The 15,886-nt window shown below is 44.9% G+C and carries 6 protein-coding genes; all 6 read left to right on the forward strand.

Features of this window, described 5'->3' with window-relative positions:
- Positions 1-5,628: hypothetical protein (locus FP827_01315; protein ID MBA3051725.1), on the forward strand; the 5,628-nt coding region annotated here is incomplete at its 5' end.
- 177 nt (positions 5,629-5,805) lie between these two features.
- Positions 5,806-6,891: a hypothetical protein gene (locus FP827_01320; GenBank protein MBA3051726.1), complete on the forward strand. Its 1,086-nt coding sequence runs from the start codon at positions 5,806-5,808 to the stop codon at positions 6,889-6,891.
- A 283-nt stretch (positions 6,892-7,174) separates the two neighbouring features.
- Complete coding sequence (locus FP827_01325; protein MBA3051727.1) at positions 7,175-9,658, forward strand: fibronectin type III domain-containing protein; 2,484 nt, start codon at positions 7,175-7,177, stop codon at positions 9,656-9,658.
- A 59-nt stretch (positions 9,659-9,717) separates the two neighbouring features.
- Positions 9,718-10,671: a PorV/PorQ family protein gene (locus FP827_01330; GenBank protein MBA3051728.1), complete on the forward strand. Its 954-nt coding sequence runs from the start codon at positions 9,718-9,720 to the stop codon at positions 10,669-10,671.
- A gap of 1 nt (position 10,672) precedes the next feature.
- On the forward strand, positions 10,673-14,467 hold the full coding sequence (locus FP827_01335) for a hypothetical protein (GenBank protein MBA3051729.1): 3,795 nt from the start codon (positions 10,673-10,675) through the stop codon (positions 14,465-14,467).
- The coding region (locus FP827_01340; GenBank protein ID MBA3051730.1) for a tetratricopeptide repeat protein at positions 14,458-15,886 on the forward strand (1,429 nt) is incomplete at its 3' end. The genes FP827_01335 and FP827_01340, both read left to right, overlap by 10 nt.

Below are 15,886 nucleotides of genomic sequence, written 5' to 3' on the forward strand. Positions count from 1 at the left end.
CAGTGCGCCGCGGATAATTCAAACATTGTTGATGTCATTTCTTCTACGAGCACATGGGAAGAAGTTGGGGATAAAGTGGTTGATTATTATCTGGCTGTAACTTTTTCCGACACAGGCGAGATAACTCAGGCAAATGGAATAACAGCCTCGCATGTGCCGCCGCCAGCGGAGCCGCAGCCGGATTTATCCGCTCCGCCGTCCGCCCTTGATTACATGCTCTATAACATTTTTGTAGATGCCTGGTCTAACGGGGATACTTCAAACGACGATATAAACGACACAAACGATTACGGCGGCGATTTTCAGGGTGTGATTGACAAGATGTCATATTTTAACGAAATGGGTATAAATATGTTGTGGTTTGCCCCTGTGCATCTTTTTGGGGGAGGAATATGGGGTTATAATCTTGAAGACGCATATCAGTTTATGGGCAAATTCGGCGGGAGAGATAAATATATTGAGATGGCAAAAAAGATTAAAAATCATAATTTAAAAACGATGATTGACTGGGTGCCAGGGCAGGTTGGACACAAGAATGCTCCAACAGGCAAAAAATATCCCCATTATTTCCAAGATGAGATTTTTGGCTTTGGATTGAGACAGGAGTTCGCCGAGCCGAGGGCATATATGGTTAATAACGCTGTTTGGTGGTCGTCATTTTCTGATGGATTTAGATTTGACAATCCGAAGTTCTGGGACAATGGAGATGGCCCCGGTAGATACGAGTTCAGCCGCGTTCTTCGATTTACTTTGGACAAATGGGACCCTGAACTCTATACAATGGGCGAGATACCAGGGACTGTTGGCCAGTTCAACGAGTACACAGGTTCCAACGGGCCGATGCTTCACGGCGCCATTGATATGGCCAGCGGCGGGTATAAAGATGCATGGGATCACCATATATGCGCATGGGCAAGGCCGGGAGACGCCAGTTCGCGAAGCACTCCGAATCTTCGTTCGGGTCTGGATCAGCAGCAGGATACAGGGAAAAATGATAAATCAATTAACCCCGTGATGATGGAAAATCACGACGAGCACCGTCTTATTTCAAGATACAGGCCTGATTGGACATTAGGAGCGTGGCAGCAACGGGTCGCCTATATGACGGCGTTTTTAGTTGGCGGACCCGCAAAGGTGTTCTATGGTGGAGAAGTCGGATTGGAAGGACCTTATGGCGGAGGCTCTGATGCGAAAATGGACAGAGACGGCAATGTTCGCGAGATGCTTTTTAACCGCGCCACAGAGAGTCCGTGGAATGTTGTCAGAGACAGCATAAGAAGAACGATTCAGGCGAAAGCGAATTTTGCGCCGCTCCGTGGCGATCCGAAGAAAGGAGGCAGAGAGTGGCCTTCGTACACTGCTGATGCCGGCGATGATGTCCTGATATGTTTAAGGAAGTGGGGCGATGATAGAGTGCTGGTTTTAGTGAATAGAAGCAACGGGGACCGCAGCCCGGTTGATATTAACGGTCTTCCTGCCAGCAAGTCATGGAAGGATTGGTTGACAGATGAAAGTGATTGGGGGACTGATGCAAGTGGGTATCTTAATAAAAGTGGCGACTACAGTCCTTTGGTTCCGAGTCATTCCGCCAGAATATTGATTATGGATGGTTATGACTATGTGCATATATCCGGCTCCGTCAAAGACAGCGCAGGTAATCCTATTTCGGGCGCGGTCGTGGATATTGACAGAAAAAGTCATTGGACGACAACCACCGATGCCAACGGCAGCTACTCGCTGTCGGGAGATTTAAGAAAGGTCCTGACGGGCAATCGCACAATTCGCGCATGGGCGCAAGGTTTTGATATTGTAGAGGTCTCAACCAGCATTGTGATCTCGGGCGGCGAATACAGGACTCAAAATTTTAATTTACCGGCGGATAATACCGCTCCCGGAGCGCCGATTAATTTATCCGGTCAGCCAAGAAAAAACGCCGCTATGATTTTTTGGACACCGAACACTGAAGCTGATATACAGACATATTATATTTACAGGAGCAAAACACCAATTGCCGATGGTTCGTTTCCCGCGCCTTTAGTTGAAGTTTTTTCGCCATATTATTACGACAATAATCTTGATGGTTCGCTGGATTCCGAGGGAAGACATGTTGATATTCTTGAAAATGCCGCCACGTACTATTACCGAATTCGCGCCCTTGACAGAAGCGGCAATAAGTCTGGTTTTTCAAATCAGATAACTGTTGTGCCAAGACCGCTCCGGGTCACTTTTTGGGTTGATACCAGAGACAGCGGTTTATCTGTTGCATCCGTGGATATAGAGGGAGACGCATTGGCATTCGGCGACACCCTCCCTCAAAGGGGCGTCAATGGATGGACGCCATTATTTTCCAACGGCGACGGGACATTTCAGAGAACCTTTGAAATGGATGATTCCGATTTTATAGAGTACAAATATGTGATTACGACTACCGGTGAAACAAGGATAGGGGAGGGCGACGCGGGGTATTTGTTTAATGACCCCAACGGGACTTCAGGGTCGGAACTCCGCGGCGAGATTTTTCGTGACGCCATACCGAATGTTGAGATTACGGATGAGGGCGGCGGCAAAATGACAATCGCCAATGTCTGGAGATATTATAACGACAGGGCGCCGCGTATTCCTTCAGGAATAAGTCTTGAGGCTGTTTTCTGTCAAATCACTGTTTCCTGGACGAAGAATGTTGAGCCCGATTTTGATTATTATACGGTTCAGCGTTCAACTTACAGCTCAACGGAAGGTTTTTCCGAAATAGTGCGCAGGAGTGCCGCCGCTAATAATTATGTTGACAAAAATCTGACAAACAATAACACCTATTATTACAAAATCAGCGCTAAGGACAGGAGAGGAAACGAAAGCGCCTATACATCTGTTTATTCGGGTTTTCCCAGAAGCGGAGACACAACCGCCCCTGCCGCTCCGTCGGGTCTCGTCGCTCGCGGATACGGCGCAGACGGTTTTGACGGCATAAAAATTAGCTGGAATTTAAATTCGGAAGGTGACCTTGCGGGATACAATATACACAGGTCAACGAAATCCGGTTTTACACCGTCCATATCAGATAAATTAAACGGCACGCTTATTTCCCCCGAAAAAGATTATTACACAGACGCCGGAATTTCGCAGGAAACAACATATTATTATAAACTCGCCGCGGTTGATTCGTCCGGTAACTCTTCTCCGTCCAGCGCTCAGCTTTACGGGCGTCTTGTGCCGATCGTCTTCAAGATTGATGCGGGAAATATAAATCCGGCGAATACAGAAATTCTCGGAAACACCGACCCGCTTTATTGGACAACAGCAAGCACAATGGCTAAAACCGGCTCTGTTTACAGTATCGCCATGGGTTTCATTTCCGGAACGACAATACAGTATCAGTTCGGATATAATAATCTTCAAACGAAAGAACAGTCTTTTGCCACGGATTCCGGTTACAGGGAATATCTTGTGACCACTGCTTCAATCACTTTGAATCAGAACTGGGAGGAAAACCCCGACGGTATTTCCGGAACAACTGCTTATCCGGGCGCAAAAAAAGCGTATCTTTATTGGGACAGATTAACAACGGCGGAAGACCTCGCGGGATATAATATTTACAGGAACAACGGCGCGGGAGGAGATCCCGGTATTTTGGTTAATCCGTCGCCGTCCGATTACACACAGCCGTATACCGTTACGGATTTAAATCAGAATACGACGTACAGTTTTAAAATACTCGCCGTTGATTCCGGAGCTCCGGCGCTTGAAAGCAGCACGTGGACGGTTGTATCGGTGTATATAAGCAGTCAGGTTTTTGTTCATTTCGGCGTGCCATACCAAGCCGGCCTCAGTTCAAGCCCATGGGGCGACGATACCCGTCTTAAAATGTTTCTGGCTGTTATGTCTTCAACGCAGACTTCCGTGTGGAGCTCGGTGGACAGGGCGGATGTAACGGAGGGGCTTAGGGAGATGACGGCGGATAAAGATGCGGGAACATACAAAACGGTTTTGCCGCTTTTAAAAGGAGAGTATTATAATTTTTTATTTTTTGCTGAAACGACATCCAACCCGCCGAACGGCCTCAGGGCGAATTCGCAGTATTTTGATACCGTCCCGAACACGGGAACGTTTATAGTGTCAACTTCATCCACTTCCATCGCGGGAGAGCAGAAGGGTGTTTTCTATCCTGTCGGTACCAACCGCGATGCCCGCCGTGTGATACAGGTGCCGGGCTCTCTTGCGGATAATTCCACATGGTATGTTTACGCGAATTTCGGTTCAAGCCCGACCGCGCCGACCTATATCCAGGCGATTCCCGCGGATGAAGCGGCAACGCTTTACTGGTCAGCGCCTTACGGAGCGAACTGGGTTAATGTTAAAAATAATGAACCCAGCAGCGCCGGCGAAGCGATGAAGGCTGTTGATGTCGTTTGCGGCGGATGTTATCACATTTATATGACCACATATACGCCCGGAAGTTTTTCGTCATACAAACAAACGGCTACAGTCGCGGGCACTGTCTTTTCAAAGAATTTTACCGGTCTTTCCAATAATGTTACATATTATTTTCTGATGAGGTCTTCCGATACTTTCAAAGCGAAGGCCGGTGAACCAGGCGCGAATATTTACAGCGTTCTATCTTCAACGGTAAGCGTTTGTCCGAACGCGGACTTTATTATTACGAAAATTCGCGTAAACAGTAACGCTAATGCGCCGTGGCCTTCCGTCGGGAAATCAATCGCCATGCAGGAAGGCATGACGGTTTCGGCATGGGACAGCGACGGACGCTCAAATGTGACTCCGACGGGGCGCTCTGTCGCTATGGCAGCTCCTGCCGGGCTTCCGGATGAGCTTGAGTTTTCGGCGTCTCTGACCCCGGGAACGACATATAATTTTATTCTTTTCGCGCACTCAACTTACACTATTTCCGGCCTCTTGGCGAGCACGACTTACTTTGATACGGTTCCGGCTTCGGGCAGTTCAGGTATGCTGACTTCCACATCAACTTTAACGACGACAAATCACGGCAGCGTCCGTTTCGGGAATGTGGGCGGCACGGGAGAGACGAGGAGGATTTTTTGCGTTCCGAAAGAACTTGGCAGCGGCGCGACCGTTTATGTTTTCTGCAATTTTTCGGGCACGCCTAACACATCGGAAGTTTATGCCGTGCCGGTTAATTCTTACACAATTCAGCTTGACTGGTCGCCATACGGGTCGTGGGGAACAGGGGCGGAAACAAGTAAAGCCGCCGATGTGCTCGCCGGAGGGAGTTATGAAATTTACCGCTCAAGCGTGAGTGAGGCGGGGCCTTATATTCTGATCCTCTCCACATCCGGTGTTTCCGAATTGGCGGATAATGACCGTGCGGTTGAGGGGGATAATCTCGGCCTTCTGAAGGAAGTAGAATATTTTTATGTTGTTGTTTCATCCGACGCCTATTGCGGAGACCCTGCGAAGGCGCAAATACCGAATCTCGCGCGAGGCGGCGCACTGGAATTCAGTTCTTCCGACGGCAGCGCAACACCGCGGGAGACGATACCCGTTTATTTTAAGGTGGATTACATAGGGCCCGGGAAGAAAAAGGTATTTACAATCATGCTGGCGGGCGGATTTAAAATTCACGGGGCGGGTTCAAGTGCTGTAATAAGATGAAAGGCGGGAAATGAGAGATGAGAGATAAAAAAATGGAAGAAAAGAAAGTTGAGCGCGGAATTAATTCCGCGCTGCATTACAATGAGGAGTAAAAAGGAGGTGATGGAAAAAATAAAAAGTAAAAGTCAAAATGTTGTTTAATTTTTAATGGACTGTTGGTAAAATTTAGGAGGGAAAATGAAAAAGTTTTTGAGTTTTGTTTTGCTGTGCGGATTGATGTCAGGCACAGCTTTTGCGGCCATGGGCGGCGCGGGAGCTGCGAGCGGCTGGGGAGATACAAGAGTTCAGAAAAAAATCTCCATTCAGCAGGGGACAGGTGTTTCCGCATGGGTGGATCGCGGAGATATTCTGACAGCTTCAACAATGACGGCTGTTGGAGACGGGACATACCTCATAAAGGTTGAAAATCTGATGTGTCCCGGCGCAAAGTACAACTATATTTTTATGGCAGTTTCAACTTCGGCTCCGACAGGCCTTACATCCGGAACAACTTATTACGACCCCACGCCAAACTACGGTAGTGACGCGGGTTTTGTTGTATCGGCAAGTTCGGGGGGAGCTGGTCAACCAGCCCTCATCAACATATCGGGAGCGGGTTATTATAAAGGAGTTGGGCCCACTGGAGGCGATGGCAGACGCGTGCTGGATATCCCTTACGATGTGTCAAAACTCTGGGTGTATAATAACTACGGGTCAACGCCGAGTGTCTATAATGTTCAGGCATCCCCGACGGGCGCGGACAGCGTTACCGTGAGTTGGGAACATAATAGCGGGTGGCGCGACGGGGAAGGGAATCTTTCTGAAATGTTCAAACCGATTGACGTAATTATGGGCGGTAAATATTTGGTTTACCAATCCACGGGGCTTGCCTCGGTTTATGAGTTTTCCACTTCAACGCATGGTTACAGCACTTCAATCAGCACACAGGGACTTATAACGGGTTCAACTTATTATTTTGTTGTTGTTTCTTCCGACGCCTATGCGGGATTGACAAACACCCCGAATACCCCGGACGGTAATCTTGCAACTTATGCGTATAGCACCGTAATCTCAACAACGGCCGGCGGTACTGACGTTCCCTACAGCGCCAGCGCTCGTCCGTCAGCCGCTATTCCGGTTTATTTCAAGGTGGAAAAACCGAACTGGGATTACATTGAAGCAAACGGCTATCTTGTTTATCTGACGCCGGCCGGCGCGGACGGCAGATTTTATCCGAACAAGATACAGGGTAAAATCACCAGAGTGTGTATACCGCGAACATAGTGATGCGAAAAGGATAGGGGGTTTATGAATTAGTCCTGTTTATTGATTGCGCAGTTTTGTCCGCATACGGACAGAATTCCCCTTTTTGTAAAGGGGTGTCTTGTCTTATGGCGGGACGGGGTATTAGCGGGGCTAAAGCCCTTTCTACAGGAGTGTAAATAAAGCGGGATAGTCATGAGCAAATTGCGAAATCGCGCCGGCGGATTTTCCGCGAACGCGCGAAAGGAAGGTTGAATAAGATGTGTAAAACCCGCGGGGTGAGGCGTGAGGAGATATTGGTAAAATGAATAAAATTGTAAAAATGTGCATTGCCTGCATGACGGTAGGCGCGGCATTTTTAATTTTTCACTTTGCTTCATATCCGCTTTACGCCTATTCCGGTATTCCGTCGTCAGGGAGCATAAAAGGCGTTTACATAAGCGGTAAAACACCGTCTCATTTGAAGGAAGGCGATGTGGACTTCTGGGAAGGCGTCGTTTCTTCAATGACCTGGCAGTCAACGGGCACTTGCTGGGGAAAGCCGGTGAGTCTGATACCGGGAAACACATACTATTACAAGTATGCGATAGAATACGGCACCGGTTCTGTGACGACGCGGATATGGGAACAAACTAACTTCTGGCATTCGGTTTATGTCGGTTATGAGAATAATGTTTATGTTGACGGCAATTTCACAAAATCAATTCCGGCATCTTCGGTTATGGATAACTGGGCGGGGGCTCCCTCCCCCCCGCAGGATCCTGTTGTGGAAGTTGACGACAGCCGCGTAAAAGTTAAATGGACAATTCCGCATTTCGGCGGCTTCGGCCTGCTTGACAATAAGGGTTATCTCATTTATCTTTCCACCGACAGCATAAACTGGAAAAATTACAACGACACTTCTACGCTGATATCTCCGGATGCCGCGCAGGTTGAGATAGAGTCACTAAAAAACAACGCGACTTATTATCTGAGATTGAGATCTGTAGATAAGTACGATTACGCGGATATTGACATAAATTCAGAACTCTATCCCACCTCGTCCGCGGAGCGCACTTTCCGCTGGAATTATTCTCAAACCGTTAAGTTCAGGCCGAATAAGAGGATAAAATGCAGGTTTGCGCTGACGTATCCGGGACAGGATGAGATTTCCCTGTCGTTGAACGGGAGAAAATACGCCCTTAAAAAGGAAGGGGAATACTACACCTCATGGGTGACGCTTACGGAAATGGAGATATACAGTTATTTGTATCAAAGTCCGAGCGCGGAAGATCCCTCCGGCGCAAGGCTGGTAAAAATCATTGATATAGACGGCGACGGAAAGTTCTATGTTTTTGATACATGGGGAGTGAGCACGGCGGATTCTCTGCCGGAGGCGATAATCGGCTGGAAAATTGTATCAAGCACCGGTGATATTAATTTTTCATGGAAGAAAAACCCCGAATACGACGATAATGTGACGGTTTACAAGAGCACCGACGGGCTGAATTGGAGTGTTGTTATTTCTACGGGCGGTTCGGGCTTTTTGTGGAACGTTTCGCTTGCGGGGAAGAAATATTATTTTGCGATAGGTTCTTTTTTACTTCAGTCCGCGCCGCAGGAAGTGGATACATCAACATCTTCCGTCGTGAAAATACCGGAGGCGCTTTTTGTAAGCGGAATAGTGGATCAGAAATTTACAGCCGAGCCTTATTCCGATAAGGTAAAGATAACATGCAGCGCTCCGTTTAAGAAGAATGACTCATTTGCCGGCATATACTGGGTTTTAAAATCGACGTATAACCGGAATATCGTTCAGGGTTCGGAGATTGACTGGGAGAAATATGAATTTATTGCGAAAAGGAAAGGTTTTTCGCCGGCTGAGGCGCTGAAGTTTTATTCAAAAATTTCGGATATCCCTCTTCAAACATTTTATCTGTGGAATATGAATATTTTCGGCAATGGCGAAGTTTATTGTTCCAACCCTGATGTATTTGTCACGCCGCAGGAAGTGGATAAAAAAGGCGGTTATTATTGCAAGACAGCCGGTATCTTTTTTCCGAAAAAGTCGCTTTCCGCAAAAAAGGCATTTCTGACAATATACAACAGAGAAGAGATAGCCGCTGCGAATAAGTTTAAAGAACTTTCGGCGAAGATAGAAGCGGCGAATACGCAAGCGGGGCAGATTTCATATCAGCAGGAAATGGCCACTTCTACGATATTTATGTTCAATCTCAGGAAAATGGACGGTACCTTGCTGGAAGAGGAATTCAGAAGGCCCGTTGAAATAACTCTGCCTTATCCCGCCGGAGCAGACACGGAGAACATCGCCGCTTTTTATCTTGACGAGGAATATAATTTTTGGAAGCGGGTAAAAATAGGGCCGCATTTTGAAAAACCGGAGATAAACATTTCCAGCGTCACGATTACTTTCAGGACAATGCATTTTTCGGTTTTTGCGCTTATGACGGTTGCGGGAGAACCGGATCTTTCAAACGCTGTGATTTATCCCAATCCTTTTAAGCCTTTTGATAAAAAGTTTGAGACAGGGGCGGTTTACAGCGCGGGGAATCAGTACTCCGGAATTCATTTTACAAAGTTGACTTCAAATACGAAAATAAGGATATTTACTATTGACGGAGTGCCGGTGAGGGGCGGTTTGCAATCTTCTAACGACGGCACCTGTGTGTGGGATGCCAAAAATGACGATGGAAGAGATGTGTCTTCGGGGCTTTATCTTATTCTTGCAGAGGATCCGAACGCGCTCGGCGAAAAGAAATTTATAGGCAAGGCGGCAATAATCCGATGAAAAAGAAAAATAGGGACGGAGGTAATTAAATTGCCAAAAATTCCAAGAATTATAGAAAAATGGAAGAATGGGGTTTTGAAGTGAAGCGTTTATTTTCTTTAAAAAAACATTGGAAAATTAGTATTCTTATATTTTTAATTACCTCCGTCCCTATTTTTGGAGCCGGAGAGACGGCGCTTAATTTTTTGAGGATAGGAACTTCTGCTCGCGGCGCCGCGCTTGCCGATTCTCTCGCCGCTGATTATTCTGATTCTTCGGCGGTGGAATATAATCCCGCAGCTCTTTTGAATCTCACAGGCCGTGAGATTCAGCTGATGCATATAAACCTTTATGCCGATATAGATTATGAATCGCTTATTTATGTTGAGCAGTTTGATAAATTTAATCTTGCGCTTTCACTGAACTATCTTCATACAAACGCTCTCCGCACGGTGATAGATACTTCTGATCCATACGGTTATAAAAATATTGGTAAATTCGTTTTTCAGGATAGATGTTTTGCCGCCACATTTACCCCCCGAAAAGGGATATGGGGAGGGCGGGTGAAATATATAGAGGAACGAATAGAGGATGAGAAAGCAGGCGCTCCCGCTGCCGATTTCGGATTTTTAGTTCCGGGCAAATTATCTTACGGGGCGGCGCTATGCAATATGGGGCCCGAAATCAAATTTATAGATGTTAAAGAAAAATTACCTCAGACACTGCGGATGGCTGTGAAGCTTAATTTAAAATACATATCCCTTTACTCGGCAGGAAATTTTTATATTGACAGAAAAACTTCTGGTGCTTGCGCTATGGAGGCGAATATTATAAATGTTGTATTTCTGCGGGCGGGATATAAGTATATACCAGAGGATAACGGTGAATTCCCCGGATTTACATTCGGTATCGGAATTAAGATAAGGGAAATAGGTTTTGATTATGCGTTTATTCCCTTCGGGGAATTTGGCGATACTCAAAGATTTTCGCTACAGATTAAATGGGGAAAAAGAAAAGGGGATGGAGGTAATTAAATTGCCAAATATTCCAAAAATTATAGAAAAATGGAATAAAAGTTTTAAAATAAAGCGCTTATTTTATTTCAAAAAACCTTGGATAATTTGTATTTTTATATTTTTAATTACCTCCGTTCCTATTTTTACTTTTTTTATTCCCACGCCGGCCGGCGCAGTCTGGTACAGTGGTAGTAGGTCAACAGGATTAGGGGCAACAGATGAAAAAGTTACGTGCAGTTTTGCTTATGAAGACACAATTTATGCAGGTGATGAGAAGGGAAGTATTTATATAGTCTCTTGGTCAACTGCTGTAAAATTTGCTGAAATCGTCAAAGAAGAGGTAAAAGATATAATCTTTGAAGACGACATAATTTATGCCGTTAATAAAAAACTCTGGAGGGTTGATCCCGCAAGCGGTTTTTCGGTAGAGATTATTACAAACAGTTGTTCTTTCTTGTCGTTTATTAAAAAAGACGATGTCTTCTATCTTTCTGATGATTACGGCTATTTGTGGGAATTTAATCAGGGAACCGGGGCAAAAGAGCGAATAGGCCGCGCCGGTCTCGGAATCACAGATATTGTTTATTACGATGACGCAATTTTTGCGGTTAGCAAGGATAAATGCCTTTACAGATTTTATAAAAGCGGCGCAGTGTGGAACAAAGAAAAAATATACAATACCGGCACAAAATTATACAGTATAATAAAATCAAATTTTTCGGGAGAGGATAGACTTTATATCGGCGGCGAGGATTCAAGATTATGGGAGATTTATTACAAAAACGGATGGAAAATATTTCCCATAGACTATACTTTAGGAAAAATAAACGGAATCATCTCAGCAGATGTAAGGGGTAACGAAGCCCTGTATGTCTATACAGATGACGGTTCATGGTTTGAGTTCTCGAATTCAACAAGCGGATATAAGAAAGAAAATATTTGGAAATTTAGTAATGCTGTAAATTCAGCGATTTTTTGCTGGGATGTTTTGAATTCTTTTTTGGACAATAAATTTTTTAAATTTCTTTCTTACCTGGCCGTTCCTCCCGCTGGCGAAGGGTTCAAACACCAGCCGTCAGGAGAATTGAGTATAGCAAATTCCACAACGTCCTACAGAAACCCGTTGTTCCCGAAAAAAGATGAAGAGATTATTTTTTATTTTACGGATTTGGATAAAGCGCAAGACCTCTCGCCGCAGCTTTACTGGAAAGCAGAAAGTTCATCAACCTGGCAGACGAAAATGTTTTCCTATGTCGAAACGGGTGCGGATTATTCGGTTTACGGTTCGAGCCTGACTTTGAATTTATCGACGGGAACGGTTATTGAATATTTTATAAGTTCGAAAGCAGAGTCAAAAGATGTTTATATTTCCAGACCCTACGAGCATAATTTATCAAACAACTCAAATTATTGTTTTGGTTCTTCTTCTTCGTCAGCGTCGTCAAATCCGTTCACATTCATACTTGCCGGCACGGGCAACTGCTTCCATTCGCCATACGAAGAAGTTCCCTCTCTTTTTAGTTCAATGAGAATTCCTTTATATCTGCAGAAAGGTGGAAATGTTAAATTTTTCGTAGGGAATTTGTCGTATTACAATACAGAATACGGTATTGAAAATTATGGAGATATGACTGGCGGGAAAATTCATTACAAGGAAAATGGTATATGGAAAGAAAAAGGCCTTTCGTGGTTTAAAGATATTAACTGGTACGAAACCGCTGAGTTTAAACTGGAAGAACATATGTACACAATTAAATACTGGACGGTGGACATAACTCCCGATACAGAAATCCTTTATTACTTTTCGGTTACTTATGACGACCACAACACAACCTACGTTTGCGGTGATGATAATATTTCACACACGAGTGGAAGCGAAACCGCGGCGAAGGCTCTGCCGTTTACACTGTCTTTTTCTACCGCGTCGTTTAACATAAATCTTTCGAGTATTCCGGAGCTGCCTTTGAACCTTAAAATTTATGAGGCGGGTTCTTATAGGATGGCGTATGAAAGCGAAATAAGTTCTTTTGCAAGAGTTTCGCTTCCTGCGGGAAATTATGACCTTATAATAAACGGCGGCGATTACGAAACGATTTATGACAATATTACTTTCCCCTCATCTCCCGAAATTTACACACCGGTGTTATCTAAAACGCCGCATTCATTTACGCTTTCAGGGAACTGCGAAGCGGATTTTTCAGCCAATGAAAAAATAGCGGCGGATTCGCAGAGCGATTCCAAATGGGGGATAACAAACGAAATTTACGATTTGTGGACAACCTATGACAGCGAAAATATTTATATCGGATTGAAAGGTATTCTCGGAGGTAATTCTATCGTCCTTTATCTTGATTGCGGGGATTATTTGGGTTCTATAAAAGATGCTTCGGGTTTGCCATGGTCGCAGGCCAGGAATCATAAATTCCCTGACGGCTTTAGGCCGGATTTTCAGTTTACATTTTGGGATTTTGCAGAGGGGTCTTTTTACAGAATAACTTCCTCAACGACTCTGGATGATGTTACATCGCAGGTTTCTCAGGCGGTTAAAGGAGGCGGCAGCGGCGAGACAGGTTCTATTGAAATTAAAATACCTTTTTCCGTAATTTACGACGGGATAACAGGCAGCGGTATTCCCGGCGGAGCGGAAATAAAACTTCTCGTCGCGGTGACGGGCGGGGACGGGACCTCGGCGAAAGACGCTGTGCCCGACCAGAGTTCATCCTTCGGAGGCACTTTTGACGAGTTCACTTTTGATAAATATTTTGTTATTCCGCTGGATTCTGACGGCGGCGGTGTCCCGGATACGGGCAGGTATATCTCGGATATAGCTTATTCAACTGCCGGAGTGTTGTCTTCACAGCAAGCGGCATCTTCCCTAAGTTTGAGGTATACGAATTTTAACGCCGCGGAATATTTTTATCAGGAGAGGGATATGCCGCTCAGCATTTACAGTGTTGATGCCGACAGCGCCGTCTTAAAATGGAAAAATTCCGCCGCAAGTGTTTATTCCGCCGCTTATCCGGTCTTATCAGCGTCAACTTTCACATTTACTGTGTCCGCAGAGTATGTTTTGGGCGGCATTGACTATTACTTTGTTCTGTACAGCGGAACAGTGACTCAAAATACCGATGTTTACAGCATCTCCGTTGATCCGGATATAACTTTGACGCCGGGGAGCAAAACCTATTCAACAGGTGATTCCCAAATTGTTTTTAAGACCCCGCTGGGAGAAAGTGTAAGACTGCTATTTCTTGATCCGGAGTCTCTGATTACGGATAATATCGTCCCTTCTAATTCTGAAATGATTTCAACCGCCGGCATTCGTCTACCGCTGGAACTTTATGAAATAACAGGGAGTATCCCTCCTGCTGCTGTAACACTGTGCTATTTCAATGAAATAGACGAGATCAACTATGCCGCTTATTTTTACGATGGGACCAATTGGGTTTATAAACCGGCTTCTCTGGATACAGCGGGGAATAAAATAACGTTCAATTTGAACCAGCAGGGAAAGATAGGGATTTTTAGGATAACATCCTCTGCTTTGCCTTCGGGTAAAAACATTTCCTCTATCAGTAAGCCTGTATTCAATCCGGGAATGGGAGAAAAGATAGAGTTCAATTTTATTCAGAATCCTTCGTCGATTAATATAGAAATATTCGATATGAACGGACGGAAAATAAAGCAACTCTCGGGCGAGTCCGGCTGGGACGGGCGAGACAGGAACAATAATGTTGTTCCTACAGGGGCGTATTTATACCACCTGAAAACGGATACAGATGATTTTTGGGGCATGCTTGGAATATGGAAATAAAAAAAAGGGGGACGGAGGAAAGTGAGTTGCCAACAATTCTAAGTTTTAGAACCAAATCAAGCTTGTTTATAACGGCAATTCCTTGGATAGCCGGTATTTTTATATATTCACTTTCCTCCGTCCCCCTTTTTGCGTATTACAGTTTTATGGATTTGAAGACCAAAAGTCTCGCCGGATCTCAAGTTTCATCTGTATATTCCAATCCCGCATTGATATGCGATGAGGAGAGCTCGTCGCTGTATATGGAATATAGTGATTTGTTTTACGGCTTGAATGAGCTTGATACCGGGATTCCGGGTTATTATCCTCCCGGCGCGGAGAAGATTGATGTGGCGGCTATTTTTCCTTATAGGAATTATGGTATGGGAATCACTCATAACGAGCTTGCCACCGCCATACACAAGGAATCAAAAACCTCTTTTTTGCTGTCAAGGAATCTCAATGATCTGATAATCAGAAAATTTGAGGAAAGGATAGATATCGCCGCGGCTTTCAATATATATTCAATGGAGTTCACTCATTTTCCATATGAGAATTATTCAAACGCGGCAACAACATTTTCCTGGGATTTTTTTATGAGGGCCAAGTTCAGCGACGGTTTTGAATACGGCCTTGCGTTTAAAAACCTGGGCAATACGGATATAGGTTTTAAGGAAGAAGACCCGCTGCCCCGGGAATTTAATTTTTCTGCCGCGAAAAACTTCTCGAATCTAAAACTCATTTTTTCCTATCAGGACTGTCTGCAGATGCCGGATTACGGCCTGGGAGCTGAATATAAAATCAGAGGTTTGAATATTATGACGGGAATAAACTCAAACTATTTTTCCGTAGCTGTGGCGATGGATGTGAAAGAGCGGATAGAATTCTCATTGGGTGTCTCTATGCCTTTTATCGGTGACATCGCGTTTCAGCCGAATCTTGCGCTCAGGTATTATTTCAGTAAGGTAAGCGCGCAGGATGACAGGCTCATGAAAATCAAAATGTATTACAATAAAGCTCAGGAGGCTTATGTCAATAAGCGGTTTGATGAAGCGGTTGAAAATTGGGAGCAGGTACTTAAACTGGAGCCCTCTCATTATCTTTCAAAGCAGAATATAATTAAAGCCGTGACCGCATCAAAAAAGCATTATTTCAGCCTGGCCGCCGACGAGTATAAGAAAGGGAATTATGAAAAAGCAATAGAGATGTGGGAGAAGGTTATTGAGATAGATCCCGCCCATGAACTATCAAAAGTTAAAATAGAAAAGTCGCGGAAAATGCTTGAAGACGGCGTTATTCCGGCTCCGGCCAAAGAATTGGATGAGAGAGCCAAAAAACAAAATCTTTTTAATCAGGCTACCACGGAGTACCTCAAGGGTAATTACGGGAAAGCGATAGAGCTGTGGCGCGCTGTTCTTGAGATCGACCCCGGACACAATC

The organism is Candidatus Omnitrophota bacterium (assembly GCA_013791745.1).
In the GTDB taxonomy this organism is placed as follows: domain Bacteria; phylum CG03; class CG03; order CG03; family CG03; genus CG03.

Bases quoted from the DNA above. Each gene is read 5' to 3' on its own strand.
- FP827_01320 (MBA3051726.1), top strand. From the start codon at position 5,806: ATGAAAAAGTTTTTGAGTTTTGTTTTGCTGTGCGGATTGATGTCAGGC.
- FP827_01325 (MBA3051727.1), top strand. From the start codon at position 7,175: ATGAATAAAATTGTAAAAATGTGCATTGCCTGCATGACGGTAGGCGCG.
- FP827_01330 (MBA3051728.1), top strand. From the start codon at position 9,718: ATGGAAGAATGGGGTTTTGAAGTGAAGCGTTTATTTTCTTTAAAAAAA.